24 protein-coding genes are annotated in these 23,886 nt (G+C 66.1%); 14 read left to right on the top strand and 10 right to left on the bottom strand.

From position 1 onward, the window contains the following. Window positions 1–99 precede the first annotated feature (99 nt). Window positions 100–3,087, top strand: a complete 2,988-nt coding sequence (locus tag M2352_RS09265) for a bifunctional [glutamine synthetase] adenylyltransferase/[glutamine synthetase]-adenylyl-L-tyrosine phosphorylase (RefSeq protein WP_264664204.1) — start codon at window positions 100–102, stop codon at window positions 3,085–3,087. Next, entirely contained in the window at window positions 3,084–3,587 is a 504-nt protein-coding gene (gene bcp, locus M2352_RS09260) for a thioredoxin-dependent thiol peroxidase (protein WP_264664203.1), read from the top strand. The genes M2352_RS09265 and bcp overlap by 4 nt, the downstream gene beginning before the upstream one ends. Window positions 3,588–3,715: 128 nt before the next feature. Here bcp and M2352_RS09255 read toward each other — a convergent pair whose 3' ends face one another. Then, a complete protein-coding gene (locus tag M2352_RS09255; RefSeq protein ID WP_264664202.1) occupies window positions 3,716–4,774 on the bottom strand; it encodes a hypothetical protein in 1,059 nt (352 codons plus the stop codon). Between the two features lie 180 nt (window positions 4,775–4,954). Here M2352_RS09255 and M2352_RS09250 point away from each other — a divergent pair, with 180 nt between their 5' ends. After that, window positions 4,955–6,988, top strand: coding sequence for a M3 family metallopeptidase (locus tag M2352_RS09250; RefSeq protein WP_264664201.1), 2,034 nt, complete (start codon window positions 4,955–4,957; stop codon window positions 6,986–6,988). Here the strand turns inward: M2352_RS09250 and M2352_RS09245 are convergent. The 3 genes from M2352_RS09245 to M2352_RS09235 form a co-directional block, all read right to left on the bottom strand. After that, a complete protein-coding gene (locus tag M2352_RS09245; protein ID WP_264664200.1) occupies window positions 6,985–7,200 on the bottom strand; it encodes a SlyX family protein in 216 nt (71 codons plus the stop codon). The two genes, M2352_RS09250 and M2352_RS09245, sit on opposite strands and share 4 nt — an antisense overlap. A gap of 176 nt (window positions 7,201–7,376) precedes the next feature. Then, the gene (locus M2352_RS09240) at window positions 7,377–9,578 is read right to left on the bottom strand and encodes a helicase-related protein (protein ID WP_264664199.1); all 2,202 of its coding nucleotides are present in this window, start codon (window positions 9,576–9,578) and stop codon (window positions 7,377–7,379) included. A 73-nt stretch (window positions 9,579–9,651) separates the two neighbouring features. Then, on the bottom strand, window positions 9,652–11,451 hold the full coding sequence (locus M2352_RS09235) for an acyl-CoA dehydrogenase (protein WP_264664198.1): 1,800 nt from the start codon (window positions 11,449–11,451) through the stop codon (window positions 9,652–9,654). A 242-nt stretch (window positions 11,452–11,693) separates the two neighbouring features. Here M2352_RS09235 and M2352_RS09230 point away from each other — a divergent pair, with 242 nt between their 5' ends. From M2352_RS09230 to M2352_RS09220, 3 genes are all read left to right on the top strand, one after another. Further along, a complete protein-coding gene (locus tag M2352_RS09230; protein WP_264664197.1) occupies window positions 11,694–12,695 on the top strand; it encodes a transglycosylase SLT domain-containing protein in 1,002 nt (333 codons plus the stop codon). Between the two features lie 12 nt (window positions 12,696–12,707). Continuing rightward, on the top strand, window positions 12,708–13,172 hold the full coding sequence (locus M2352_RS09225; protein WP_264664196.1) for a nucleoside deaminase: 465 nt from the start codon (window positions 12,708–12,710) through the stop codon (window positions 13,170–13,172). 290 nt (window positions 13,173–13,462) lie between these two features. Next, window positions 13,463–14,566, top strand: coding sequence for a tyrosine-type recombinase/integrase (locus M2352_RS09220; RefSeq protein WP_264664195.1), 1,104 nt, complete (start codon window positions 13,463–13,465; stop codon window positions 14,564–14,566). Here M2352_RS09220 and tnpC read toward each other — a convergent pair. From tnpC to tnpA, 3 genes are all read right to left on the bottom strand, one after another. Beyond that, complete coding sequence (gene tnpC, locus M2352_RS09215; RefSeq protein WP_264662671.1) at window positions 14,484–16,127, bottom strand: IS66 family transposase; 1,644 nt, start codon at window positions 16,125–16,127, stop codon at window positions 14,484–14,486. The genes M2352_RS09220 and tnpC overlap by 83 nt on opposite strands. A 79-nt stretch (window positions 16,128–16,206) precedes the next feature. Continuing rightward, complete coding sequence (gene tnpB, locus M2352_RS09210; RefSeq protein ID WP_174471014.1) at window positions 16,207–16,554, bottom strand: IS66 family insertion sequence element accessory protein TnpB; 348 nt, start codon at window positions 16,552–16,554, stop codon at window positions 16,207–16,209. Next, complete coding sequence (gene tnpA / locus M2352_RS09205) at window positions 16,551–16,961, bottom strand: IS66-like element accessory protein TnpA (protein ID WP_264662670.1); 411 nt, start codon at window positions 16,959–16,961, stop codon at window positions 16,551–16,553. The genes tnpB and tnpA overlap by 4 nt, the downstream gene beginning before the upstream one ends. A gap of 89 nt (window positions 16,962–17,050) precedes the next feature. On the opposite strand from tnpA, the gene M2352_RS09200 reads away from it, so the two are divergent. Then, a complete protein-coding gene (locus M2352_RS09200) occupies window positions 17,051–17,299 on the top strand; it encodes a hypothetical protein (protein WP_454464563.1) in 249 nt (82 codons plus the stop codon). 236 nt (window positions 17,300–17,535) lie between these two features. Here M2352_RS09200 and M2352_RS09195 read toward each other — a convergent pair whose 3' ends face one another. The 3 genes from M2352_RS09195 to M2352_RS09185 form a co-directional block, all read right to left on the bottom strand. Continuing rightward, a complete protein-coding gene (locus tag M2352_RS09195; RefSeq protein WP_264664194.1) occupies window positions 17,536–18,096 on the bottom strand; it encodes a hypothetical protein in 561 nt (186 codons plus the stop codon). 152 nt (window positions 18,097–18,248) lie between these two features. Next, window positions 18,249–18,515, bottom strand: a complete 267-nt coding sequence (locus M2352_RS09190) for a hypothetical protein (protein ID WP_264664193.1) — start codon at window positions 18,513–18,515, stop codon at window positions 18,249–18,251. A gap of 6 nt (window positions 18,516–18,521) precedes the next feature. After that, complete coding sequence (locus M2352_RS09185; protein ID WP_264665325.1) at window positions 18,522–18,725, bottom strand: helix-turn-helix domain-containing protein; 204 nt, start codon at window positions 18,723–18,725, stop codon at window positions 18,522–18,524. Between the two features lie 190 nt (window positions 18,726–18,915). Between M2352_RS09185 and M2352_RS09180 the strand changes: the two genes are divergently transcribed. The 7 genes from M2352_RS09180 (at window position 18,916) to M2352_RS09150 (ending at window position 23,761) form a co-directional block, all read left to right on the top strand. Continuing rightward, entirely contained in the window at window positions 18,916–19,749 is an 834-nt protein-coding gene (locus M2352_RS09180; protein ID WP_264664192.1) for a hypothetical protein, read from the top strand. Window positions 19,750–19,891: 142 nt separating this feature from the next. Further along, window positions 19,892–20,371 (top strand): hypothetical protein, encoded by a 480-nt coding sequence (locus tag M2352_RS09175; protein WP_264664191.1) that lies wholly within the window; start codon window positions 19,892–19,894, stop codon window positions 20,369–20,371. 40 nt (window positions 20,372–20,411) lie between these two features. Beyond that, entirely contained in the window at window positions 20,412–20,708 is a 297-nt protein-coding gene (locus M2352_RS09170) for a hypothetical protein (protein ID WP_264664190.1), read from the top strand. 4 nt (window positions 20,709–20,712) lie between these two features. Next, window positions 20,713–20,895, top strand: coding sequence for a hypothetical protein (locus M2352_RS09165; protein WP_264664189.1), 183 nt, complete (start codon window positions 20,713–20,715; stop codon window positions 20,893–20,895). Window position 20,896: 1 nt separating this feature from the next. Beyond that, window positions 20,897–21,787 carry a toprim domain-containing protein gene (locus tag M2352_RS09160; protein WP_264664188.1) on the top strand — a complete coding sequence of 297 codons (891 nt, stop codon included), beginning with the start codon at window positions 20,897–20,899 and terminating at the stop codon, window positions 21,785–21,787. After that, window positions 21,780–23,477: a hypothetical protein gene (locus M2352_RS09155; protein WP_264664187.1), complete on the top strand. Its 1,698-nt coding sequence runs from the start codon at window positions 21,780–21,782 to the stop codon at window positions 23,475–23,477. The genes M2352_RS09160 and M2352_RS09155 overlap by 8 nt, the downstream gene beginning before the upstream one ends. After that, window positions 23,474–23,761, top strand: coding sequence for a hypothetical protein (locus M2352_RS09150; protein WP_264664186.1), 288 nt, complete (start codon window positions 23,474–23,476; stop codon window positions 23,759–23,761). The genes M2352_RS09155 and M2352_RS09150 overlap by 4 nt, the downstream gene beginning before the upstream one ends. Window positions 23,762–23,886: the final 125 nt, after the last annotated feature.

Raw genomic sequence — 23,886 nt, 5'->3', positions numbered from 1 at the left:
GGGGCGGCGCCAAAGGCCCCGTGACTCCCCGCCCTCTTGACGGCGGGCGCCGGGCCGCGCAGGGTTTGTGCCCCATTTTTCATCATCGGCAGCCGCATCATGCCCAATTCAACGCCGCACCCCCTGCCCCGCCCCTTCGACCCCGCCATGGCCGAACGCGCGCTCGAACGCTGGCGGGAGGCGGCGGTCAAGGCCGATGCGGACCTCAACGCCTGGGCCACCGCGTTCGTGGACACACCCGATACCCGCGCCCTGTTCGACGCCGTGTGCGGCAACAGCCCGTTTCTGGGGCAGATCATGGGGCGGGAGGTGCCGTTCGTCCGCACCGTGATGCAGGACGGGTATGACGGTGCCTTTGCATCCCTGATGGCCGGGCTGGAAAGCGGGCTGGCGCGGGAGGAGTCCATCGACCGGCTGATGACCGAGCTGCGCATCGCCAAGCGGCGCGCGGCCCTGCTGATCGCCATGGCCGACATCACCGGCGCGTGGACGCTGGAACAGGTCACGGGTGCCCTCTGCGACACGGCGGAAACGGCGCTGCGGCTGGCGTGCGCGCATCTGCTGCGCCGCGCAGGCGCCACGGGCGCGCTGACCCTGCCCGACCCGGACCATCCGTGGGTCGGGTCGGGGCTGATCGTTCTGGGCATGGGCAAACTCGGGGCACGCGAACTCAATTACTCCAGCGACATCGACCTGATCGTCCTCTACGACGACGCCGTCGTTCAGACACCCCAGCCGGACCGGCTGTCCCGCACGTTCGTCAAGATCGCGCGGGATCTTGTCCGCATTATGGATGAACGCACCAAGGACGGCTACGTCTTCCGCACCGACCTTCGCCTGCGTCCCGACCCCGGCGCCACCCCACCGGCGGTGTCGGTGTCGGCGGCCGAGATCTATTACGGCAGCGTCGGCCAGAACTGGGAGCGCGCGGCCATGATCAAGGCCCGCCCGGTGGCCGGCGACATGGAGGCCGGCGCCCGGCTGGTCCGCATGCTGGAACCGTTCGTGTGGCGCCGCAACCTGGATTTCGCCGCCATCCAGGATATCCATTCCATCAAGCGCCAGATCAACGCCCACAAGGGCCACCGCGCCGTCACCGTCAACGGCCACGACGTGAAGGTGGGCCGCGGCGGCATCCGCGAGATCGAGTTCTTCGCCCAGACCCAGCAGTTGATCTTCGGCGGGCGCGACGTGCGGGTGCGTCCCCGACCCACGCTGGCCGCCATCCGCGCGCTGGCCGAGGTGGGCCGCGTGCCCGACGAGGTGGTGCCGGAGATGGACGCCGCCTACCGCTTCCTGCGGCAGGTGGAGCACCGCATCCAGATGATCGACGACCAGCAGACCCACAAGATCCCCGCCGACGACACGGGCGTGGAGCATCTGGCGGTCTTCCTCGGCTACGACACGGCGGATGCCTTCCGCGCCGACCTGCTGGCCCATCTGAGCCGGGTGGAGGACCGTTACGCCGATCTGTTCGAGGAATCGCCCAGTCTGGCCGGTCCCGGCAATCTGGTGTTCACCGGCACCGACGACGATCCGGGGACGGTGGAAACCCTGTCGGGCATGGGCTATGCCGACCCCAGCCGGGTGATCGGCGTGGTGGGGGCGTGGCACCGGGGCCGCTACCGCGCCACCCGCTCGTCGCGCGCGCGCGAGCTGCTGACCGAACTGGTGCCCACCCTGCTGGCCGAGCTGGCGAAGACGCCGCAGCCCGATGCGGCGCTGATGAAGTTCGACGCCTTCCTGGAACGGCTGCCGGCGGGGGTGGGGCTGTTCTCGCTGTTCTACGCCAACAGCGGGCTGCTGGCCCTGGTGGCGGAGATCATGGGCACCGCCCCGGAACTGGCCGAGACCCTGTCGCGCAACCCGTCGCTGCTGGAAGCGGTGCTGTCACCGGGCTTCTTCGACGCCCTGCCCGATCACGAAGGGCTGGCGCCCGAGCATGCCCGCGCGCTGGCCCCCGCCCGCGATTTCGAAGACGCGCTGGCCCTGTCGCGCCGCTGGGCCAACGACCAGCGGTTCCGCGCCGGGGTCCACATCCTGCGCAACATCACCGACGGCGACGGCTGCGGCCCGTTCCTGGCGGCGATCGCCGATCTGGTGGTCAGCGGCCTTGCCCAGCGGGTGCACGAGGATTTCGCCCGCCGTCACGGGCAGGTGCCGGGCGGGGCGTGGGTGGTGGTGGCCATGGGCAAGCTGGGCAGCCGGCAGATGACCATCACGTCGGACATCGACCTGATCGTGGTCTATGACGTGCCCGCCGGCACCCGCATGTCGGACGGCACCAAGCCTTTGTCCATCAACGAATACTACATCCGCCTGACCCAGCGGCTGACCAACGCCATCACCGCCCCCATGGGCGAGGGGCGGCTCTACGAGGTCGATATGCGGCTGCGCCCGTCGGGCAACGCCGGGCCGCTGGCCACCTCCCTCGATTCGTTCATCCAGTATCAGGACAAGGACGCCTGGACGTGGGAGCAGATGGCGCTGACCCGTGCGCGCGTGGTGGGCGGCGACCCCGGCCTGACGCAACGCGTTGATGCCGCCATCCGCGAGGCACTGACCCGCCCGCGCGACCCCGACAAGCTGCTGTGGGACGTGGCCGACATGCGGCGGCGAATCCACAAGGAATTCGGCACCGACAACCCGTGGAACCTGAAATACGCCCGCGGCGGCCTGATCGACATCGAATTCGTGTCCCAGTATCTCCAGCTTCGCCACGCCCACACCCACCCGGACATCCTCAGCCCCAACATGGCCGGCGGCATCCGGCAGGCGGCGGACCTGGGGCTGCTGGACGGGACTGTCGCCGATGATCTGGTGACCGCACTGCGGCTGTGGCGGCGGGTTCAGGGCTTTTTGCGCCTGACCACCTCGGGGGTTCTGGATGAAAGTGCGGTGTCGGAAACGCTGGCCGCCGGGGTGGCGCGGGCGGCCTATGGTGCAGATGCGGTTGACTTCCCCACGCTGGCGGGCAGAATCCGTGAGACCGCCGCCGCGGCGTACCGCCATTTCCAGGCGCTGATCGAGGAACCGGCCTCCCGCCTCGCGCCGCCCACCCAGACCGAGGAACCCAGCCTGCCATGACCGACACCGCCGCTCCGACCGCTGCCGCCCCCGCCATCGTTGCCGGGATGCCCGCCCCCGACTTCACCATGCCGACGGACGGGGGCGGCAGCGTCACCCTGTCCGCGCTGCGCGGCACATGGGTGATCCTGTACTTCTACCCCAAGGATGACACCTCGGGCTGCACCAAGGAAGCCTGCGGCTTCCGCGACCAGCTTCCCGACTTCACCGGGGCGGACGCGGTGGTGATCGGCGTGTCCAAGGACAGCGTGGCCAGCCACGACAAGTTCAAGGCCAAGTACGAGCTTCCCTTCACGCTGGCCTCCGACAAGGACGCCGGCGTGGCCGAAGCCTATGGCGTGTGGGTGGAGAAGAGCATGTACGGGCGCAAGTACATGGGCCTGGACCGCGCCACCTTCCTTATCGACCCCGAGGGCGTCGTGAAGCAGGTGTGGCGCAAGGTGAAGGTCACCGGGCATGTGGAAGCGGTGTTGAAGGCGCTGAAAACCGCCACCCCCTGATACCCCTGCGCGCCGTTCCCACTTCCTGCCGTCGGCGTTGAAACACCCATCACGTCGGCGGCACACCATGCCCTTGGTTCTCGAGCGGATTCACCCTTCAAAGCGATGGCGCTTTTACGCGATCTGCTTTAATTCAGCGCGCAATTCGCAAAACCCGCGGCTTTCGTAGCCAACACTCCCACCGTGCTTCCCTTCTCGGCGAAATAATGCTCTGTGTGCGACAGTGCAACATTTTCGGCCAGGTTTCTTGCCGTTGGTTGCTGGTTGTTTACGATACCGGATGCCACCGTATCGACGAGGGCGCTCAAATTCGGGTCTTCCCCAAGTGCTGGAATGACCGCCTTCACCACACCCGCCAAGAGCGTTTCAGCAACGCATCGTGTGACTTTTTCCTTTCTCTCATTGCTGATATTAAAAGATGGCGCTTGCGGCACCTGAACGCTCAGGCCAGGATTATATGTATTCGCAGAACCGCATCGATTAAGAACAATATTATCTTTCGTATAGTTCTTTGTTATACGACCATATTTATTAAAATCATAAATGTAACGTAATTTATTATTATCAATATTAACAAAAACCTCTCCATCACCATCAGCATAATTTATCTTAAGGACAGGGCCACTGACGAACGTCGATGATACATAATAACTTTGATTGCCCGGACCATAGGAATTTGAATTATCATATACTCTCCACTTTGAGCGCGGGCGGGAGCAATCAACGGACCATCCGTCCCGATAAAATGCGGGCACATACCCATAATTATCTTGCTTGGTCTCACACCGATGGAGATAAATATCACTATAACTGGACCAATCCTTATAAAGATTCCCAGACGGTCCGTATTGGGCTATATATTTCAACAAATTATTATCAATAATCTGAAATTGATCCATATACCCGTCAGAAAATTTAATGAATATCTCTTTACCCTGGACCTCCGTCTGAACCACCTTTTCCAAGGCGGGGACCGGACCTATGGATTTGTCATCTAAAAATATCCGCCACAAATGAGGTGGCGACGAACAATTCACCGACCATCCCCCTTGTAGAAAACCCAAAACGTCGTTCGACGCCGCAAACGAAACATTGGGAAGGAGAGCGGCTGCAAAAAATAAAATTTTGATGAAATTACGCATGAAGCCCCCCATCAACGCGTAAAGCATTCCTTTGTAGGTATTCAAGAAAATTCCATTTTAACGAAATGGAGCGTACCACAAGATAAGATCATCAAAATACCAGAATTCGCACGAAGGCGTATTACTTGATCGTCATTTCTTGGAATTTTATTGCGCATCGCACTGATCGTGTCTAGCATGAACAGGAAGAAAACTCCTCCAGTCTTAGCCATGCTGGGATACGCTATGTCCGCCAATCCCCTCCTGACCCCTTGGAACACCCCGTTCGGAATGCCGCCGTTCGATGCGATCGACGCCGGCCATTTCCCGGAAGCGTTCGACCGCGCCATGGCCGAGCACGCGTCGGAGGTGCACGCCATCGCCCACAACCCCGAGCCGCCCGGCTTCGCCAACACCATCGAGGCGCTGGAGCGGTGCGGCGGGCTGCTGGACCGGGTGGGCCGGGTGTTCAACAATCTGGTGTGGAGTGCCACCACCGACGCGCTGGACGCGGTGAACCGCGACTACGCGCCCAAGCTGGCGCAGCATTACACCGCCATCAATCTGGACCCGGCTCTGTTCGCCCGCGTCGATGAGTTGTTCCAGCGGCGGGACGCGCTGGGGCTGGACGGCCCCCAGATGCGGCTGCTGGAGCGCTGGCATCTGGGCTTCATCCGCAGCGGGGCGGCGCTGGAGCCGGCGGCCAAGACGCGGATGGAGGAAATCGCCACCCGGCTGGCATCGCTGCACACCGCGTTCGGCCAGAACGTGATGCACGACGAGAACGACTGGCATCTGGTGCTGGCGGAGTCCGATCTCGACGGCCTGCCCGGCTTCGCCCGCAAGGCGGCGGCCACGGCGGCGGCGGCGCGCGGGCTGGATGGCAAGTATGTGGTGACGCTGGCGCGGTCGTCGGTGGAACCGTTCCTGACCTTCTCCAGCCGGCGGGATCTGCGCCGCACCGCCTGGCAGGCGTGGATCGAACGCGGCGGCAATGCGGGTGAGCACGACAACCGCCCGCTCATCACCGAGATCCTGTCCTTGCGCGCCGAACAGGCCCGTCTGCTGGGCTATGCCACCTACGCCGATTTCAAGCTGGCCGACACCATGGCCAAGGACACCGGCGCCGTCGCAGCATTGCTGGAACGGGTGTGGGAACCGGCCAAGCGCAAGGCGGCTGCCGAGGCTGCCGCGCTGCAGGAACAGGCCACCGCCGAGGGGCTGAACGAGCCGATCGCGCCCTGGGACTGGCGCTATTACGCCGAGAAGGTGCGCAAGGCCCGCTATGATCTGGACGAGGCGGAGGTGAAGCCGTACTTCACCCTCGACGCCATGATCCGGGCAGCGTTCGACACCGCGGAAAAGCTGTTCGGGGTGAAGTTCATCGAGCGCACCGGCCTGCCCCTCTATCACGGGGACGTCCGCGCGTTCGAAATGGTGGACCCGGCGGACGGGCGGCATCTGGGGCTGTTCCTGCAGGACAACTACGCCCGCACCGGCAAGCGGTCGGGGGCGTGGATGAGCAGCTACCGCGACCAGCACACGCTGGACGGCCCGGTCACGCCGATCATCGTCAACAACAACAACCTCGCCAAGGACAGCACCACCCTGCTGAGCTTCGACGAGGCGGAAACCCTGTTCCACGAGTTCGGCCACGCCCTGCACGGGCTGCTGAGCCAGGTGCATTACCCGTCGCATTCGGGCACGGCGGTGCGGCGGGATTTCGTGGAATTCCCGTCCCAGGTCTATGAGCACTGGATGGCGGTGCCGGAGACGCTCCGCACCTACGCCCGCCATGCGGAGACGGGGGAACCGATCCCCGACGCGCTGCTGAAGAAGCTGTTGGCAGCGCGCACCTTCAACCAGGGGTTCGGCACGGTGGAATACGCCGCCGCCGCCCTGATCGACATGGCGTTCCACACCCACCCCGACCCCGGCGCCATCGACGTGGATGCTTTCGAGAAAGCGGAGATGGAACGGATCGGCATGCCGGCGGAGATCATCATCCGCCACCGCCCGGCCCATTTCCAGCACCTGTTCGCCGGCAGCGGCTATGCCGCCGGTTACTACGCCTACCTGTGGGCCGAGGTGCTGGACGCCGACGGGTTCGAGGCGTTCAAGGAGGCGGGCAACCCCTTCGACCCTACACTGGCGGCGGGGCTGAAGGCCATCTATGCCGCGGGCGATACCCGCGACCCGATGGACCTCTACGTGGCGTTCCGCGGGCGGGAGCCGGCCATCGAGCCGCTGCTGCGGTATCGGGGGCTGACCGAGGTTTAATAATGGGGCGGGGGCTTGTCGTCCTGCGGTGACCGCTGGCCCCCCGACTCCACCGAGAGCAGCCGTTCGATCAGCCGGCGGATCTGCGCCGTCTGACGGTCGATGGTGCGGCCCTGCTCGAAGATCACCTGGGACATTTCCTCGGCCATGCGTTCGTGATGGGCAAGGCGGGTTTCCAGGTCGATCACGCGGCGGGTCAGGTCGTCGGACATCGGGTGAAGACCCCTTGTTGCGAAACGGGCAGTACAGTGCATGGACGCTTGCGCGTTGTCGAGTGGCTCCGCCCCTCGACACTCCCCGACAGGGGTTTACACCCCTGTACCCCATTGATGGGATGCAAGGGCCGCGCCCTTGCTGGGGGGTGTCGGGGGGCAAGGCCCCCTGACCATCACCGCCGCCGCGGCCCGAACCTTTTCCGCGGCGCCCCGCGGAACCCCGCCGGTGGATCGGGCGGGCGGCGGCGGGCGCGGCTGGACAGGATCTCCGACAGCCGCCGCCCCACCGCATCGCGCAGGGCCGACACCCGCTCGCGGTCGGGCAGCAGATGGGGCAGCTTGCGCGCCGCCCAGTGATAGAGATCAAGCGCCCGCGTCAGCCCCTCCAGCGCCTCCGCGTCCAGCCCGTCCAGGCGGGCGGGGACCACGCGGGACAGGGGCAGCGGCGTGTCATGTTCCACCGCGTCCAGAATGGCGGTGACCAGGGCGGCGTCGGATGCCTCGTCCAGATCGGCAGGCGCCAGCAGCAGATCGAGTTTCACCGGCAGCGCCAGCCGCCGCGCGTCCAGCAGCGCTGCCAGCCGCAGCAGCGGCGCCACGTCGGACAGGCGGAACGGCGTCGTGGACGTGCCTGCGGTACGCGCCTGGGCGAAGCAGCGCAGCAACAGCCCGGCCTCGTCGGTGCCCAGATGCTCGGCCAGCCGCGCCAGCATGGCCCGCGACGGGCGCACCGGCAACGGGCGGTCCGGGCGCAGGCGGGCGTCGGGCTTGTCCATCAGGGTGCGCAGCGCCTGCGGCGTGCCGCGGGCGACCACGCCGAATTCGCCCTCGTCGAAATGGCCGAAGCGCCCCGCCCGCCCGGCAATCTGCTTCACCTCGCCGGAGGTCAGCGGGCGGACGGCGGTGCCGTCGTATTTCTCCAGCGCCGTGAACAGCACCCGGCGGCACGGCAGGTTCAGCCCCATGCCGATGGCGTCGGTGGCGACCACCACGTCGGCCTCTCCCGACACGAACCGCGCCGCTTCCCGCCGCCGCACCGCCGGGGCGAGCGCGCCGTACACCGTGGCGACCGACAGGCCGCGGGCCAGCAGCGTGTCGCGCACGCTGTGGACCTCCCGCCGGGAAAAGGCGATCAGGGCATCGCCACGGGCCACGTCCTCCCACTCCAGCCGGCGGGGGATGAGGGAGAGCGGCGCCTTGCGCTCCAACTCGATGACCTCAAGGGGTTCGTTCAGGTGGGCGGCGGCGCGCTCCACCAGCGGGCGGGCTTCGGGGGCGCCCAGGATATAGACGGTGGAGGCCGGCACGCCCACCAGGGCGGCGGTCCACGCCCACCCGCGGTCGGGGTCGGCCAGCATCTGGATTTCGTCGATCACCGCCACGTCCACCGGGCGGTCGGGGTCCATCACCTCCACCGTGGACGCGGTGTGGCGGGCGCCGGGGGTGCGGCGCACCTCCTCCCCCGTCAGCAGGTCGGTGGGCGTACCGGCGTCGGTCAGCCGCTCCATCACCTCCAGCGCCAGCAGGCGCAAAGGGGCCAGATACACGCCGTCGTGGGCGGCCTTCAACGCCTCCAAGGCCTGATGGGTCTTACCGGAATTGGTGGGGCCGACCACCAGCACCAGCCGCCGGCCCATGCCGCGGGCCACCGGGAACAGCCGCTCGAACCGTGTCATGTCGAAATGGCGTTCCACATGCAGCCGGCCCAGCGCCTCCGCCCGTTCGCGCCGCCACTGGGTGAATTCCCCGCCCCAGCGCTCCAGCAGGGCGTCCACCTCCGTCCGGTTGCGGGCGGCGCGGTGCAGGCGGCCGGCCAAGGCGGCAAAGCCCCACTCCCCCTCCCCGCTGTCGGTGGCCTGGGCGTAGCGGCGCAGGGCGGCGGCGGTGCGCGACAGGGCGTGGTCCAGCGCCTGGACCAGCGCCGGGTCGCCGTCCAGCCGCAGGGCCAGTTCGTCGTCGTCCAGCCCCGACAGTTCCAGCGTGTCGAAGCTGCGCTCCACCGTCAGCCGCACCGGGGCGGGCAGGCCCGGCCACGGCAAGTCCCCGCTCATCACCGCGCGGATACGGGTGCGGTCGGGGGCGGTCAGGAGGTCCACCCGCCAGCCGGCCAGCGCCCGGCGGCCTTGCGCCAGCACGTCGTTGCGCCGCCGGGCGCGGTCCACCAGGCCGGCGATTTCCACCTGCACCGCGTCCCGCCGCTCGGCGGACACCAGCAAGTCACGCTTGCCGGGCGGCAGGGGCAGCCCCAGCGGCACCAGCCCCCTGCCCGCCGCCTGCTCCACCCGCAGCACCCCGGCGGCGGCCAGCGTCGTCACCTCCGGGTGGGTGGATGCGAGGTCGAAGATCAGCGAAGCGTCGGCGTCGGACAGCGGCATCGGGTGCCCCAAAAGAAAAACGGCCCGCGTCCGATGACACAGGCCGTTTTCCCGCGCAAGAGGCTTCACCCGGTCAGAACTGATCCTCGGCCAGCGCCATCACCGTGCGTTCGGCGGTGATGATGGGCAGCAGCAGCCCGTGGGCCTTGGGCAGCACCTGTTCGGCGAAGTAGCGGGCGGTGATCAGCTTGGTGTTCAGGTACGACGGGTTGCCGCCCCGTTCGGCCAGGGCATCCACCGCCGCACACGCCGCGCGGGCCATCATCCACCCGCCCGTGACCACGCCCCACAGCATCAGGAAATCGAACGCCCCGGCGGCGGCGGCGCGGGCGTTGCCTTCCTTCTGGGTGGTGACGATCCAGGCCGTGGCCTGCTCCAGCACGTCCAGCCCCTGGGACAAGGCTGCGCGGATGGTGGCGATGTCGTCGCCGGGGCGCTGCTCCATGGCGGCGACGGTGGCGCGCATCTCGGCAATGAAGGCGCGGGCCGACTCCCCGCCGTCACGGCCCACCTTGCGGAAGGTCAGGTCGTTGGCGTGGATGCCGGTGGTGCCCTCGTAGATCGGGGTGATGCGGGCGTCGCGGTAATGCTGGGCCGCCCCGGTTTCCTCGATGAAGCCCATGCCGCCGTGGATCTGCACGCCCAGCGAGGTTACTTCCACCCCCACCTCGGTGCACCAGCCCTTGACGATGGGGGTCAGGATGTCCACCCGCGCTTCCGCCGCCGCGCGGGCCGCCGCGTCCTCGTGACGGTGGGAGGTGTCGAGCCGGGTGCCGGCGTAAAGGGCCAGCGCCCGCATCGCCTCGGTCTTGGCGCGCATGTCCAGCAGCATGCGGCGTACGTCGGGATGGCGGATGATGGCGACCGGCGATCCCTTGGGCTCGCCCACGTCCTTGCTCTGCACACGGCTCTTGGCATAGTCGCGGGCCTGCTGGTACGCCCGTTCCGACACCGCGATGCCCTGGATGCCCACGCCCAGCCGGGCGTTGTTCATCATGGTGAACATGTATTCGATGCCGCGGTTCTCCTGCCCCACCAGATAGCCCACAGCACCATCGTGGTCGCCGAACGCCATGACCGCGGTGGGGCTGGCCTTGATGCCCAGCTTGTGTTCCAGGCTGGCCACCCGCACGTCGTTGCGCGGCCCCGGCGTGCCGTCGGCGTTCAGCAGGAACTTCGGTACGATGAACAGCGAGATGCCCTTGATGCCCGCGGGCGCATCGGGCAGGCGGGCCAGAACCAGATGGATGATGTTCTCCGTCAGGTCATGGTCGCCGTAGGTGATGAAGATCTTCTGACCCGTGATGCGGTAGGTGCCGTCGTCGGCCCGCACCGCGCGGGTGCGCACGGCGGCCAGATCGGATCCCGCCTGCGGCTCCGTCAGGTTCATGGTGCCGGTCCAGGTGCCGGCAATCATCTTGGGCAGATAGGTGGCCTTCTGCTCTTCGCTGGCGTGCTCGGTCAGCAGATCGACGGCCCCCTGGGTCAGCAGCGGGCACAGGCCGAACGACAGGTTGGCCGCCTGCCACATCTCCTGCACCGCGAAGGCCACGGTCCAGGGGAGCCCCTGCCCGCCGAAATCCGGTTCGAACGGCAGGCTGTTCCACCCGGCCTCGGAGAATTGGGCGTAGGCATCCTTCCACCCCGTGGGCGTGCGGACCACGCCGTTTTCCAGCACCGAGCTTTCCTTGTCGCCCACCGTGTTCAGCGGTGCCAGCACGCCGGCGGCGAACTTTCCCGCCTCTTCCAGCACGGCATCCACCAGATCGGGGGTGGCGCTGTCGCAGCCGGGCAAGGCCGCCACGCGGTCCAGGCCGACCACCTGATGCAGCACGAAACGGAAATCCTCGACGGGGGCGGTGTAGGGGATCATGGGCTTGGTTCCTCCCGAACCGATGGGCGTTGCCGGAGTGGATGGCGGACCGACCATACACCACCGTATGGAAGAAGGCGACCCCTTCCCCCGCGGCGGATGGCCGCCCGCTTGATTGACGTTTGCGTCAACGTAAACCGAAAGAACCGGCGCGGCAATATCCCGTATGGCGGATGATCCTGGCATGGAAGCTGCATTAATTTTTGCCAGAGCACCCGCCTTCCACCCCCGAGGACCGCGCCATGACCAGCATCACCAGCCTTGCCCGCCAGAGCGATGCGCTTCTCCAGCGTTCCCAAGCCGGCCAGAGCGGCGGCACGTCATCGGTGGAATCGGCCATCCGCAACGCCAGCAGCAAGACGGGGGTGGATTTTGCCTACCTGATGGCAAAAGCTTCCCAGGAGAGCAGTTTCGACCCCAACGCCAAGGCCAGCACGTCCAGCGCCACCGGCCTGTACCAGTTCATCGATTCCACCTGGCTCACCACGGTCAAGGCGCACGGGGCCGACAACGGGCTTGGCAAATACGCCAACGCCATTCAGGTCCGCTCCGACGGGCGGGCCACCGTATCGGACCCGGCCATGAAGCAGGAGATCCTGGACCTGCGCAAGAACCCCTCGGTCTCGGCGCTGATGGCGGCGGAATTCACCCGCGACAACAAGGAATACCTGGAAAAGAACACCAACGGCCCGGTGGGGGCGACCGAACTCTACATGGCCCATTTCCTGGGCGCCGGCGGTGCCGCCAAGTTCCTGAACGCCAAGCAGGAAAACCCCAACGCCAAGGCCGCCGACCTGTTCCCCGAAGCGGCGTCGGCCAACAAGGCGGTGTTCTACGACAAGGAAACCGGGCAGTCGAAGACGCTGGCGCAGATCTACAACCGCTTCGCCGGCAAATTCAGCGACGCCACCAGCATCATCGCCCCGGCCAAGGCCGCCACCGACCGCGTCCGCAACCAGGACATGCCCGACGGCTTCACCACCCAGGTGCCGTCACAGAACCTGCAGGGCGTCATCAACGGCCACCCGCTGTCGATCTATCAGGTGCTGGCGCTGAACGCGCTGGAAACCCCGGACGAGACCACCATGTGGACCGGTGATTCCGTGGGCGGGACCAGCCGCGACAGCAAGGACAAGGACGGCAAGCGCATGCGCGACCAGCCGGTGCGCACCGACCAGACCGACGATGTGGGCCCCGGCCTGACCATGCGCAACACGGTGGGCGCGCAGACCATCGCGGCGTGATAGGCTGCCCCGGTGATTGAGACTCCGACCGCCCCGTTCTTCGCGCTGGCCTTTGCCGAAGCCGAGGCCGCCGCATCCCGCGGCGAGGTGCCGGTGGGTGCGGTGGTGACCGACCCCGCCACGGGCCGCGTGCTGGGTGCTGCCGGCAACCGCACCGAGGAACTGAACGACCCCACCGCCCACGCCGAGGTACTGGCGATCCGCGCGGCGTGCGCGGCGGTGGGCGAACCGCGGCTGCCGGGGTTCGACCTGTATGTGACGCTGGAACCGTGCGCCCTGTGCGCCGCCGCCATCAGCTTTGCGCGTCTGCGGCGGGTCTATTTCGGCGCCTACGACCCCAAGGGCGGTGGGGTGGAGCACGGCGGGCGTCTCTACACCCGCCCCACCTGCCACCACGCGCCGGATGTCTACGGCGGCTTCCACGAAACCCGCGCGGCGGCCCTGCTGCGGGATTTCTTCCGCGAACGGCGGCGGTAGGCCGGGAGGTGGAGGATGACTTCGCCGCGACGTGTGGACTGAACCGTAGACAAATAAAAAGACTGGAGCGGACCTCCCAAGAAGGTCAACGCTCCAGTCTGATTTCATGGCGGAGGGAGAGGCATTATAATTGACATTTTTGGGTGTTCGCCACCGTCCACGAGCATCCGCTAACCCATTGATCCGTTGAAAGGCTCTGTCCGCACCCGTCCACGACTGTCCATTGCCATTCGCCCCCACCCGATACAGAATGTGGGGAAAATGTGGGGCAGAAATGACGGGGAATCGAATTGCCGAAGCGGAACGGGCGCCATCCCGAAAAGGCATTGACGGCGGTAACGGTGCGCTCCGCCAAGCCCGGCCGGCATGCTGACGGCAACGGGCTCTATCTGGAGGTGGACCCGTCCGGCGCCCGGCGCTGGCTGTTGCGCCTGATGATCCAGGGGAAGCGCCGCGACATCGGTCTCGGTTCCGCGTCCCTGGTCACGCTGGCCGAGGCGCGCGAGATGGCGCTCGACATGCGGAAGCTGGCGCGCAACGGAGGCGACCCGCTGGCCGAGCGGCGCAAGGTCCGGCGGGTGGTGCCGTCCTTCGAGGACGCCGCGCGCACCTGCCACGGCGAGCACAAGGAGAGTTGGAAGAACGAGAAGCATGCGGTGCAATGGCTGGCGACGCTGGAAGCCCACGTCTTCCCGGCGCTGGGGCCGGTGAAGGTGGACGAGATCGGGACACCCGAGGTACGGGACGTGCTGTTGCCGATCTGGCTGGAGAAGCCCGAGACGGCCCGCCGGGTGCGCCAGCGAGTCGGTACGGTGCTGGATTGGGCTTCGGCCAAAGGCTTCCGGGAGGGAGAGAACCCGGTGCGATCCGTCACCAAGGGCTTGCCCAAGCAGAAGGACGCCGTGGAGCACTTCGCCGCCCTTCCCTTCGCCGACGTGCCCGCATTCCTGTCCAGGCTTCGGGAGACCGACCAGACCGGCCCCCTGGTCAAGCTGGCGCTGGAGTTCCTTATCCTGACGGCGGTGCGATCCGGGGAGATGCGCGGCGCCCGCTGGTCCGAGATCGACCTCGACGCGAAGCTCTGGACGATCCCAGCCGAGCGGATGAAGGCGGGCAAGGTCCATGTGGTGCCGCTGGCACCGCGTGCCGTCGAGATCCTACAGGAAGCCCGCGAGCTGGCGCGGAAGCCCGACGACCCCAACGCCCTGGTGTTCGAGGGCAGCAAGCCCGGCAAACCCATGTCGGACATGACGCTGACCATGCTTCTACGCCGCATGAAGCTGGAGGGTAAGCATCCGCTGAGTACCGCGGTCAGGCAGCTTTTGCCTGCTCGCGCATCGCCTTCCACTCCCAGGGCAGGAGTTCGTGCAGGCGGTTTTGTGGCATGTCGTTGATGCGCGCCAGCACGTCGGCGAGCCAGGCCTGCGGGTCAACGTTGTTCAGCTTGGCGGTGGTGATCAGGCCATACATGATCGCCGCCCGCTGGCCGCCGCGATCGGAGCCGCAGAACAGCCACGCCTTCCTCCCGAGGGCGATCCCGCGCAGGCCGCGTTCGGCGGCGTTGCTCGTCAGGCACAGCCGGCCATCGCCGAGGAAGCGGGTGAAGCCGTCCCAGCGCGTCAGCATGTAGTCCATCGCCTTGGCCACGGGGGCATGGCGGGAGAGCCGGGCCCGCTCCGTCCGCATCCAGCCCTCCAGCGCGGCTACCAGGGTGACGCCATGCTCCTGGCGTGCCGCCAGCCGCTCGGCCGCCGGCTTGCCGTTCAAGGCACGCTCGAGATCGAAGAGGGCGTCGATGCGCGTCACGGCCTCCAGCGCCAGCGGCGAGATCGGCGGGGCATCCTTGCCGCGCCTGGTGTTCGTAGCGATGTCGGCCAGCTTGAAGAAGCCGCGCCGGGCATGCGCCCAGCACAGCACGTCGCTGATCGGCCCCGGCTGTCGCTCGGGTTCGTACAGCCGGTTGTAGCCGGCGAACGCATCGGCCTGCAGCCAGCCTTTGAAGCCGGCCAGGTGCCGTTCGGGATGTTCGCCTTTGCGGTCGCGGGAATAGTGGAACAGCGCCACCGGTGGGGCTTGGCCGGCGAACGGCCGGTCATCGCGCACATACACCCACAGGCGCCCGGTATCGGTCTTGCCCTTGGCCAGCACGGGCACCGGGGTGTCGTCCCCATGCAACCGCTCAGCCGCCATCACATGCGCCGCGATCAGGTCGTGCAGCGGCTTCAGCACCGCGGCGGCGGTGCCCACCTGGTCGGCCAGGGTGGACAGGCTGAGCGGCACGCCCTCCCGCGCGAAGCGTTCGGCCTGCCGGTTCAGCGGCTGATGCTGGCCGAACTTCTCGAACAGGATGGTGGCCAGCAGGTTGGGGCCGGCCCAGCCCCGCGGGGTGGTGTGGAACGGTGCCGGCGGCTGGCTGATCGTCTCGCAGGCCCGGCAGGAGAACCGCTCGCGCACCGTCTGGATCACCTTCCACTGGCGCGGGATCACCTCCAGCGTCTCGGTAATCGTTTCGCCCAGCTTGCACAGCTTGTCCGAGCCGCAGCACGGGCAGGTCGCGGGGGCCGGCACAACGACGCGCTCGCGCGGCAGGTGGCCGGGAAAGGGCTGGCGCGAGGGCCGCTTGCGGGTGAAGGCCGTCACCCCGGTGGTTCGGGCAGCGGCCTGCTCGGCTGCCAACTCGTCCTCACTGGCCGTCGCTTCCAGCTCTTCAAGCTGGAACTCCAACTGGTCCAGCAGGCGTGCCTTGCGCTCGGAGCGCGTGCCGTAGAGCTCGCGCCGGAGCTTCTCGATTTCCAGCTTCAGGCTGGCGATCAGCGCCTCGGTGTTCGAAGCCATCGCCCTGGCCCGCGCCGCTTCGGCTTCCGCCGCGTCCGCCCGCGCCTCGGCCTGCGCCAAGGCGGCGCGCAAGCTGGCGATGTCGTCGGCCACGGCGGCAGGGGGCGGGGCGGCGGTCATGGCGCCAGTTTACCTGGGATCACGCCTTCGAGCCGTCGCAATCTCCCCTGAACCGGCCCGTCGATTCACCGTGTCGCAGTCACCCTGCGGTCTCGGGACGCCAAGTCTTCTGCGGGTTGCGCCAGTCGATGCCTTCGAGCAGATAGCCCATCTGCCCAACCGAGATCGACACCGCGCCGTCCGCCGGCGTGGGCCAGATGAAACGGCCCCGCTCCAGCCTCTTCATGAACAGGCAACTGCCCTGGCCGTCATACCAGATGATCTTCACCAGATCGCCGCGGCGCCCGCGGAAGATGAAGAGATGGCCGCTGTGCGGGTCTTGGGCGAAGCGTTCCTGCACCAGCAACGCCAGGCTCGCCCAGCCCTTGCGCATGTCGGTGTGCCCGCTGGCCAGCCACACCCGCACCCCGCTCGGCACCGGGATCATGCCAGGGCACCGATGACGGCCGCCGCCAGGGCCGGGTCGACCGGCCCTTCCAGACGCAGGCGTGCCCCGCTGGGCAGGATGACCTCGAGGATCGCCGGGCTCGTGGCCGACGTCGCCGGAGGCGGCAATGGCGCACGGGGCTCCACGACCGGCAGTTCCGTGACGGTCGGCTCCGGCGTGATGGTCACCGCAGTGAAGCTGGGCGGTTCGCCCACGGCGATCCCCGTGGCCTTCATCAGCCCCCGCCAGCGATACAGCAGGCTTTCGTGCACGCCCAGCCGGCGGGCCACCTCCGTCACCACCACGCCGGGGCGGAACGCCTCCTCGACCATCCGGACCTTCTCCGCCGGCGTGTAGTTCCGCCGCCGCTCCGTCCCCGTCAGAACCTCGACCCGCTGGTAAGCCATGACGTTTGCCACTCGTTTGCGTCCGCGCGATGACGCGCCACGCAAAACTCAGACGTCGGACCCTACTTTGCCAAGGCGGCGCTTACCGGATGCGTACGCTGGAGGCGACCGCGCACGGCTTCCGCTCCGCCTTCCGGGATTGGGCGGCCGAGCGGACCAACGCCCCGCGCGAGGTGGCCGAGATGGCGCTCGCCCACACCATCAAGGACAAGGTGGAGGCCGCCTATCGACGGGGCGACCTGCTGGAGAAGCGCCGCGACCTGATGAAGCGGTGGGCGCGGTTCTGTGATGGCGAGGCCGCGAAGGTGGTCCCCCTGCCCAAGGCGGTGCGAGCGTAGAGCGATAGCCTCCCTCTCCCCCTCTACCTTCTCTATTTAGAAAAGAAAGAGAAAGGAGCGTCCCCAGCGTCCCCACCGTGTCCACGTAGCACTCAAAGCATTGAGCGCGTTGGATTTTCTGTGGGGACGCTGGCGAGAAAATCAGCGTCCCCGCAGCGTCCCCAGCGTCCCCGTTCAGCGTCCCCACGGCATCCGTTGGGGCTCACGCCAAAATCGTAAAAGTCTTTCCGCTTCTCTTATCCAAGCGCCCTTCGAGGGCGCCCATCAAAATAGTCAATAATGCTCTGCCGAGATGAACCTAAATTAATGTAAAGCTCATCAAAAGCGCATTTGAGTTTTGGAAGATTGTTTAAACGAGATATGTCATCCTCGTTTGACAGTTCGACAACGCGTTTAAGCACAATTTCCATGCCACTCAGATCACGGACGAGGCTAACATATGCCTCACAAAGCACAAAGTCGCCACTTTCATGCTCAAGTTTCCTAAGAAGTCCCGATACGCCGGCTAAAGTGAATTTAGTAGCCTCTATAAGCTTCTTCCAATTACCATGATCAGAATTAGCGATCCAATCTCCAACTCGCGCACTATACGATGGGTTAGCTCTATGATATATGAAAACAGTGTCCGCGATATATCCTCTTAATCTATCCCTTTCATTCGACGCATCATACCTAGCATAAGCCCGCGACGAAGCATCGCCAAGCCACTCAAAAAACTGCTCAACAGACTTTAATATTGCTGTCGCTCTATGCAGAGTTTCTAAAGCTTGATCGACAGAACTATCTTTTTTGCTCATTTCAATTGCCTCCCTTGCGACGCGCCAAGCCCGTCGATAAGCACTTGACAACATGCGAACATATGCAGAACATGGGGCCATCAACACCCGAAGTGTATCGAGCCGGCCCGGCCCTGCCGTGGCGGGCTCTTTGCGTTTGGGAAGGAGTCCAGTTAGCCGCCGCCAGTGTTTCTCGCAATGCGAATAGCATGGTCACGGAAACCCCAGGAACCTTGCATGTAGACATCCATGTTGCGTTGGAGTCGTGATGCGCGAATCGTTTCACCACCAAGCGCATCCCAATCGCCGCTCACTCTGTCACCGACTTCAAGCTCACCTTCATCTCCAAGCAATTCGACAACTGCAAAACCGTCATCATGTTGAACGACAACCATACCTTGGTTTCGGGAAATGAAAATAACTGCGCCGGTAGACTGCATGGTCGTTTATCCTTTCTTCAATCTTACCCCGGCTCCCCCGCCGTTCTCCGGTATGAATTCAACGCCGGCTGCTTCCAATGCCGCACGAATTGTATCAACAGTTCGTGGGTATAGGGTTTCGCCACGCTCAAGCCGTGTGATGGTACTAGGGGCAACATCCGCCAGCTTGGCAACATCCCGCACCCCAAGCTCTAGGGCGGCTCTAGCCATCCGGCATTGAGCGGGCGTCATTCGCCCCCCATGAAGTTCAGCACCATGTGCGCAAGTTCTCCTTGACCGCCGTCATCCAACTTGCGCACATTGTACCGAACTTGCTGGATATCGGCAAGCGGCCGAGCCGGGTGTTGGTAGCGCCCGGCCCGACCTGACCACAACCCGAGCTGTATAGGAGCTACGGACCATGGCTGGTTCCGAGAATACCACGACTCTGCCTGTTTCCCGCCGCCATCTGCTGGGCAGGGCTGCTGCCGTTGCCACCGTGGGGGCCGCTGGCGGTACTGCCCTGGCCGTTACCCCGCAGGATCGGGATGCGACGATGCTGACCGCGTTCCGCCAGTGGCGGGAAGCCTGCACCATCCTCCGGGCCGACGACGACAACGAGGCGGCCGACAAGGCTGAGCGGGAGGCGTGCGACTTACTGGCCGACGCCCCCGTCCACAGCGCGGCTGGCGCGGTGATGAAGCTGGCGTTTCTGGCGTACGAGGCGAGCGACCACTACGGCTACGACGACCCGGAGCACCCGGCCGTCCGCACCATGGAGTCGCTGAAGGCGTCCATTCCGAACCTGCCCCCGGAACTGGCGACGGCGGTTAGCCTGACCGTCGAGGAAACCGCCGGCATCATGGAACGGTGGTCGAAGGATTGTTCTGCCCGCTACGAAAACGAGAAGCTGGCGAAGCAGTGGAAGACCTACGACCGCATCTTCAAAGAGACGAACGCCTACGACGAGGAAGAGAAGAACCGGCAACGGAGCCTAGCGGAGCCGCGCGGGGCCGATGGACTTTCGGAGAGCGACAGCACCTTCCTTCGCTACTTCCGGGAGGTAACGGAAGAGGACAAGCGCGATCTTGTGGACTCCATGGACCTGATGCTGTTGGGCCTGCGCGTCCATCGGGCACTCAAGGCCCTGGCCGCGAAGAACGACATTGCGGCGGGTTCCTTGAAGATCCTGAAGGATGACTTCCGAGAGGCGGACGACGACGGCCCCGGCACGGCCCTGGTAGCCGCAGCCTGAACCCAAGGGGGCCGGCTCCGCCGGCCCCTTTTGTCATATTGGCGCCACGCCAACGGGTGCCCCATCGACGTAAATTTCCTCAGCAGAGGCGTTCTTGACGCGACCGCGGCGCGTTGCTATATTCGCCTCAACGGAGGTGAAAATGGTCAACCCGATTTCTGATAAGCGGTATCGGTTTTCAAGCGTCGTCTACGCCACGGGCGGCAACGCGAAGGTCATCCGCAACTGGCTCGACCGAAAGCAGGTGATGCTCGAAGCGAATGAGGAACGAGAGGGCCAGAAGTGGCGCCAGTTCTCCGTGTGGGATGCATTCCGCCTCGCTGTCATTCGGCGACTGGTGGAATTTTGCGTGCCTGTGGAGTTGGCGAGCTTGATTGTTGGTGGCTTTCTCGTTCCGCACATGCTCTTGCTGACCTACAAGAATACGCCCCCGAGAGCGTTGGTTGCTGCGCTGTCCCATACGGTTCTCTTTGTTTGGCGTGAAGAGAATGGTTGGAAGCACTGCGTCTACAACGGCGCTGGCGAACAGCCCGAAATCCCCGATGCGGTCATCTACGTTAGCATCGGCTCGATTGCAGAACGCGTTGTCGATGCTCTTGAAGAGATCGGCGAGGAAGACTGAAGCGCTGTTAATCACTCCCTAGAAAATAGGACAAATACAAATGACGACCCTGAACGGGCGGCCGGGGAACACCCCTCGGCCGCAGACGTTCCCGGCTTGCCTGGACTCCACCGATAGCCACCCTCGCCAGAGGGGCAAGGCCATCGACCCGAGCCGCGTCGCCAAGGCCGGCTATTCCGTCCCGGAGTTCTGCTATGGGGCCGGTATCGGCCGCTCCAAGGCATACGAGCTGATGGGCGACGGCCTGATCCGCTTCGTCACGGTGGGACGCCGCCGGATCATCACCGACTCGCCCGCCGACTTCCTGGCGCGTCTGGCCGGCAATGTGGAGGGCTGAGCCGATGCGCGCCGCGTCTGACTTCTTTCGCCAGAGTGACCCGGCCGAGAACCGGCAGTTCCGCCGCCTGTGGGCTGAACCCGCCCACGCCCTGCGGCTTCCCGCGCCGGCGCCGGCTGCCCGCACACTTGACCAGCTCGCCGCCGAGATCACGCTCGTCTGGCGTGCCGAAGCGGGAAGGGCCTGAGATGGACGCCGCCGGCATCGCCAAGGCGCTGGGCCTTGCCCGCGCCGGCCGGACTTACAGCGGCCGTTGCCCGAGCTGCGGCTACCCGTCCGGCTTCACCGTCGAGGAAGACAAAGGCCGCGTGCTGGTCAAGAGCCATGCGTGCGGGTGCTCCCAAGCCGACGTGATCCAGGCCCTTCGCGCCCAAGGGCTATGGGCGGGCGAGCCTGACCGGACGTGGACCCCGCCGGCCCGCCGTGAACCGACCGTCGCGGCCGATCCCGACGCGAAGCGGAAGGCCGCCTTGGACCTCTGGAGCCAGACCCTCCCCGCCATGGGGACGGACGCTGAGACCTATCTCCGCAACCGGGCGATCCGGTTCCCCGTGCCACCGACTATCCGCTTTCTGCCCAACGCCAAGCACGCGCCGACCGGCCGGCGGTTCCCGTGCATGGTGGCCGCCTTCGCCCTGCATCCCGGCAACCGGGTGTGTGCAATCCACCGCACCTTCCTCGCTCCCGGCGGCGCCGACAAGGCCGCCGTGCCAAGCCCGAAGATGACCTTGGGGCCGCTGAAGGGCGCCGCGATCCGGCTTGCCCCGGCTGGCTCCACTCTGCTGGTCGGGGAGGGACTGGAGACCGTCCTGTCGGGGATGCAGGAAACCGGCCTTCCCGGCTGGGCCGCCTTCTCCGCCGGCAATCTGGTCGATCTGATCTTGCCGCCCGTGGTGGCCGAGGTGGTGATCCTGGTCGATCACGACACCAACGGCGTGGGGCAGCGCAAGGCCGAGGCCGCCGCCCGCCGGTTCCATGCCGAAGGCCGCCGCGTCCGCCTCGCCCTGCCTCCCGTCCCCGACACGGATTTCAACGACATCCTACGCGCGGCCACGGCTGCGGAGATCGCCCATGCCTGACGACGTTCGCAAGATCATCGAGACCGCACCGGAGTTCACGCCGCCCTCTGGTGGTGAGGATGACGACGGGCTGTCCCAGCGCGACAAGCTGATCCTGTGCGCGACGCGCGGCGAACTGTGGCGCGACGCCGATCATGTCGCCTACGCCACCGTGGAGGTGGACGGGCATCTCGAAAGCTTTGCCGTCCGCTCCAGCGCCTACCGTCGCCACCTGCTGAAGACCTACGGCGCCCGCTACAAGCAGGTGGTCGCCGAGGGCGACACGAAGATCACCATCCCCGGCTCACCGTCGTCTCAGGCCCTTGCCGACGCGCTGAACAGCGTCGAAGCCATCGCCTGCAACGGGGCGGAGAAGGTGCCCGCCGTCCGCGTCGGAGAGCACGAAGGCCGTGTCGTCATCGACCTGGGCACGCCCGACTGGTCCGCCGTCATCATCGGGCCGGACGGCTGGAGCGTCGTCTCCCGCCCGCCGTGCCCCTTCATCCGCCCGGCCGGGCTGCGCGCCCTGCCGGTGCCGCAGAAGGGTGGCCGCATTGATGAGTTGCGCCCCTTCCTCAACATCGGGAGCGACGAAGACTTCCGCCTCGCCGTGGCCTGGATCGTGGCTTGCCTGAAGCGCAAGGGGCCGTTCCCCGTCATGGTGGTGAACGGCGAACAGGGCGCCGCCAAGTCCACGTTCTGCCGCGTGCTGCGCCGGCTGGTCGATCCGAACGCGGCCGATCTGCGCTCTCCGCCGAAGGACGAGCGCGACGCGCTGATTGCCGCGCGCAACGGCTGGGTGCTGGGTTACGACAACCTGTCCTTCATCGACGGCGACCAATCGGATTGGTTCTGCCGCATCGCCACCGGGGGCGGGTTCGCCACACGGGCGCTCTACACGAACAACGAGGAAGTCTTGATCGACGTGTGCCGCCCGGTCCTGCTGAACGGCATTCCCGCGCTGGTATCCCGCCCCGATCTGGCCGACCGAGCCGTTGCCCTGACCCTGCCGGCGATGACGGCGGAGGCCCGCCGGCCGGAAGCCGCGTTCTGGTCGGAGTTCGACGCCGCCGCGCCGCGCATCCTGGGTGCGCTGTTCGACGGCGTGTCGGTGGCGTTGCGCAACCGCGCCACGGTGACGCTCCCGCGCCTGCCCCGCATGGCCGATTTCGCCCTGTGGTCCGCCGCCGGCTTCCCGGCCTTCGGGTGGAAGCCCGACCAGTTCGTTGCCGCCTACGAGACCAACCGCGCGCGCGGTGTCGAAGAGGCTGTCGAGGCCGATCCGCTGGCCGCCGCCGTGCTGGAGATAGCGTCGGAGCGGTCCACCTACATTGCCACGGCGACCGCGCTTCTGGCCGAGATCAACGCCAAGGTCTCGTTGGAGGTGTCACGGGATAAGGTGTGGCCGAAGGATGGCACGCGCCTGTCGAACCGTCTTCGCCGCGTCGCGCCCGCCCTGCGTGCGCTGGGTGTCGAGATCGAACTCGACCAGCATATCGGCCGTGGTGCCGATAAGAAGCGGGCGATCCGAATCCGCCGGGTGGAGGTGGGGACGCTGACCGTCCCCGCTGGGGACGCTGCGCCGTCCAGCACCGTCCCCGAAAAAACAAAGCAATCTCTAGAGCTTGGCGGCACCGGGGACGGTGTGGACGCTGGGGACGCTGATTTGCCCCCACTCTCTGGCTCCAGCCTTTGGGAGACGACGATATGACAGCCGTGTCCGTGCTGCGCGCGATCCGCGATCAAGGCGCGACCGTCCATGTCGATGGCGGCAACCTGCGGCTCCGGGCATCGGTGCCGTTGCCCACCGCCATCATCGCCGCCGTCCGTGCGGAGAAGGCCGGCTTGGTCCACCTGCTGACCAGCTACCCCGACTTTCTCGACCGCCTGGACGACTTCGAGGAGCGCGCGGCCATTCTGGAGTTCGACGCGCATCTATCCCGTTCCGACGCTGAGCGTCGGGCGTGGGCTGAGGTGTTCGGCGCGCGGAGATAGAAGTGCGTCGGTACGCCCCCCCTAACAAACAAATAAAAACACAGGCGTACCAAAGCGGACGTTAGCGGAATACTGTCTCCGTGTGTTGCTAATTTTCCTATTTCGTGTAGAATGATCTTGCCGTT

The organism is Azospirillum fermentarium, from assembly GCF_025961205.1.
In the GTDB taxonomy this organism is placed as follows: domain Bacteria; phylum Pseudomonadota; class Alphaproteobacteria; order Azospirillales; family Azospirillaceae; genus Azospirillum; species Azospirillum fermentarium.
This window is presented reverse-complemented; position numbering and strand designations above follow the sequence as displayed.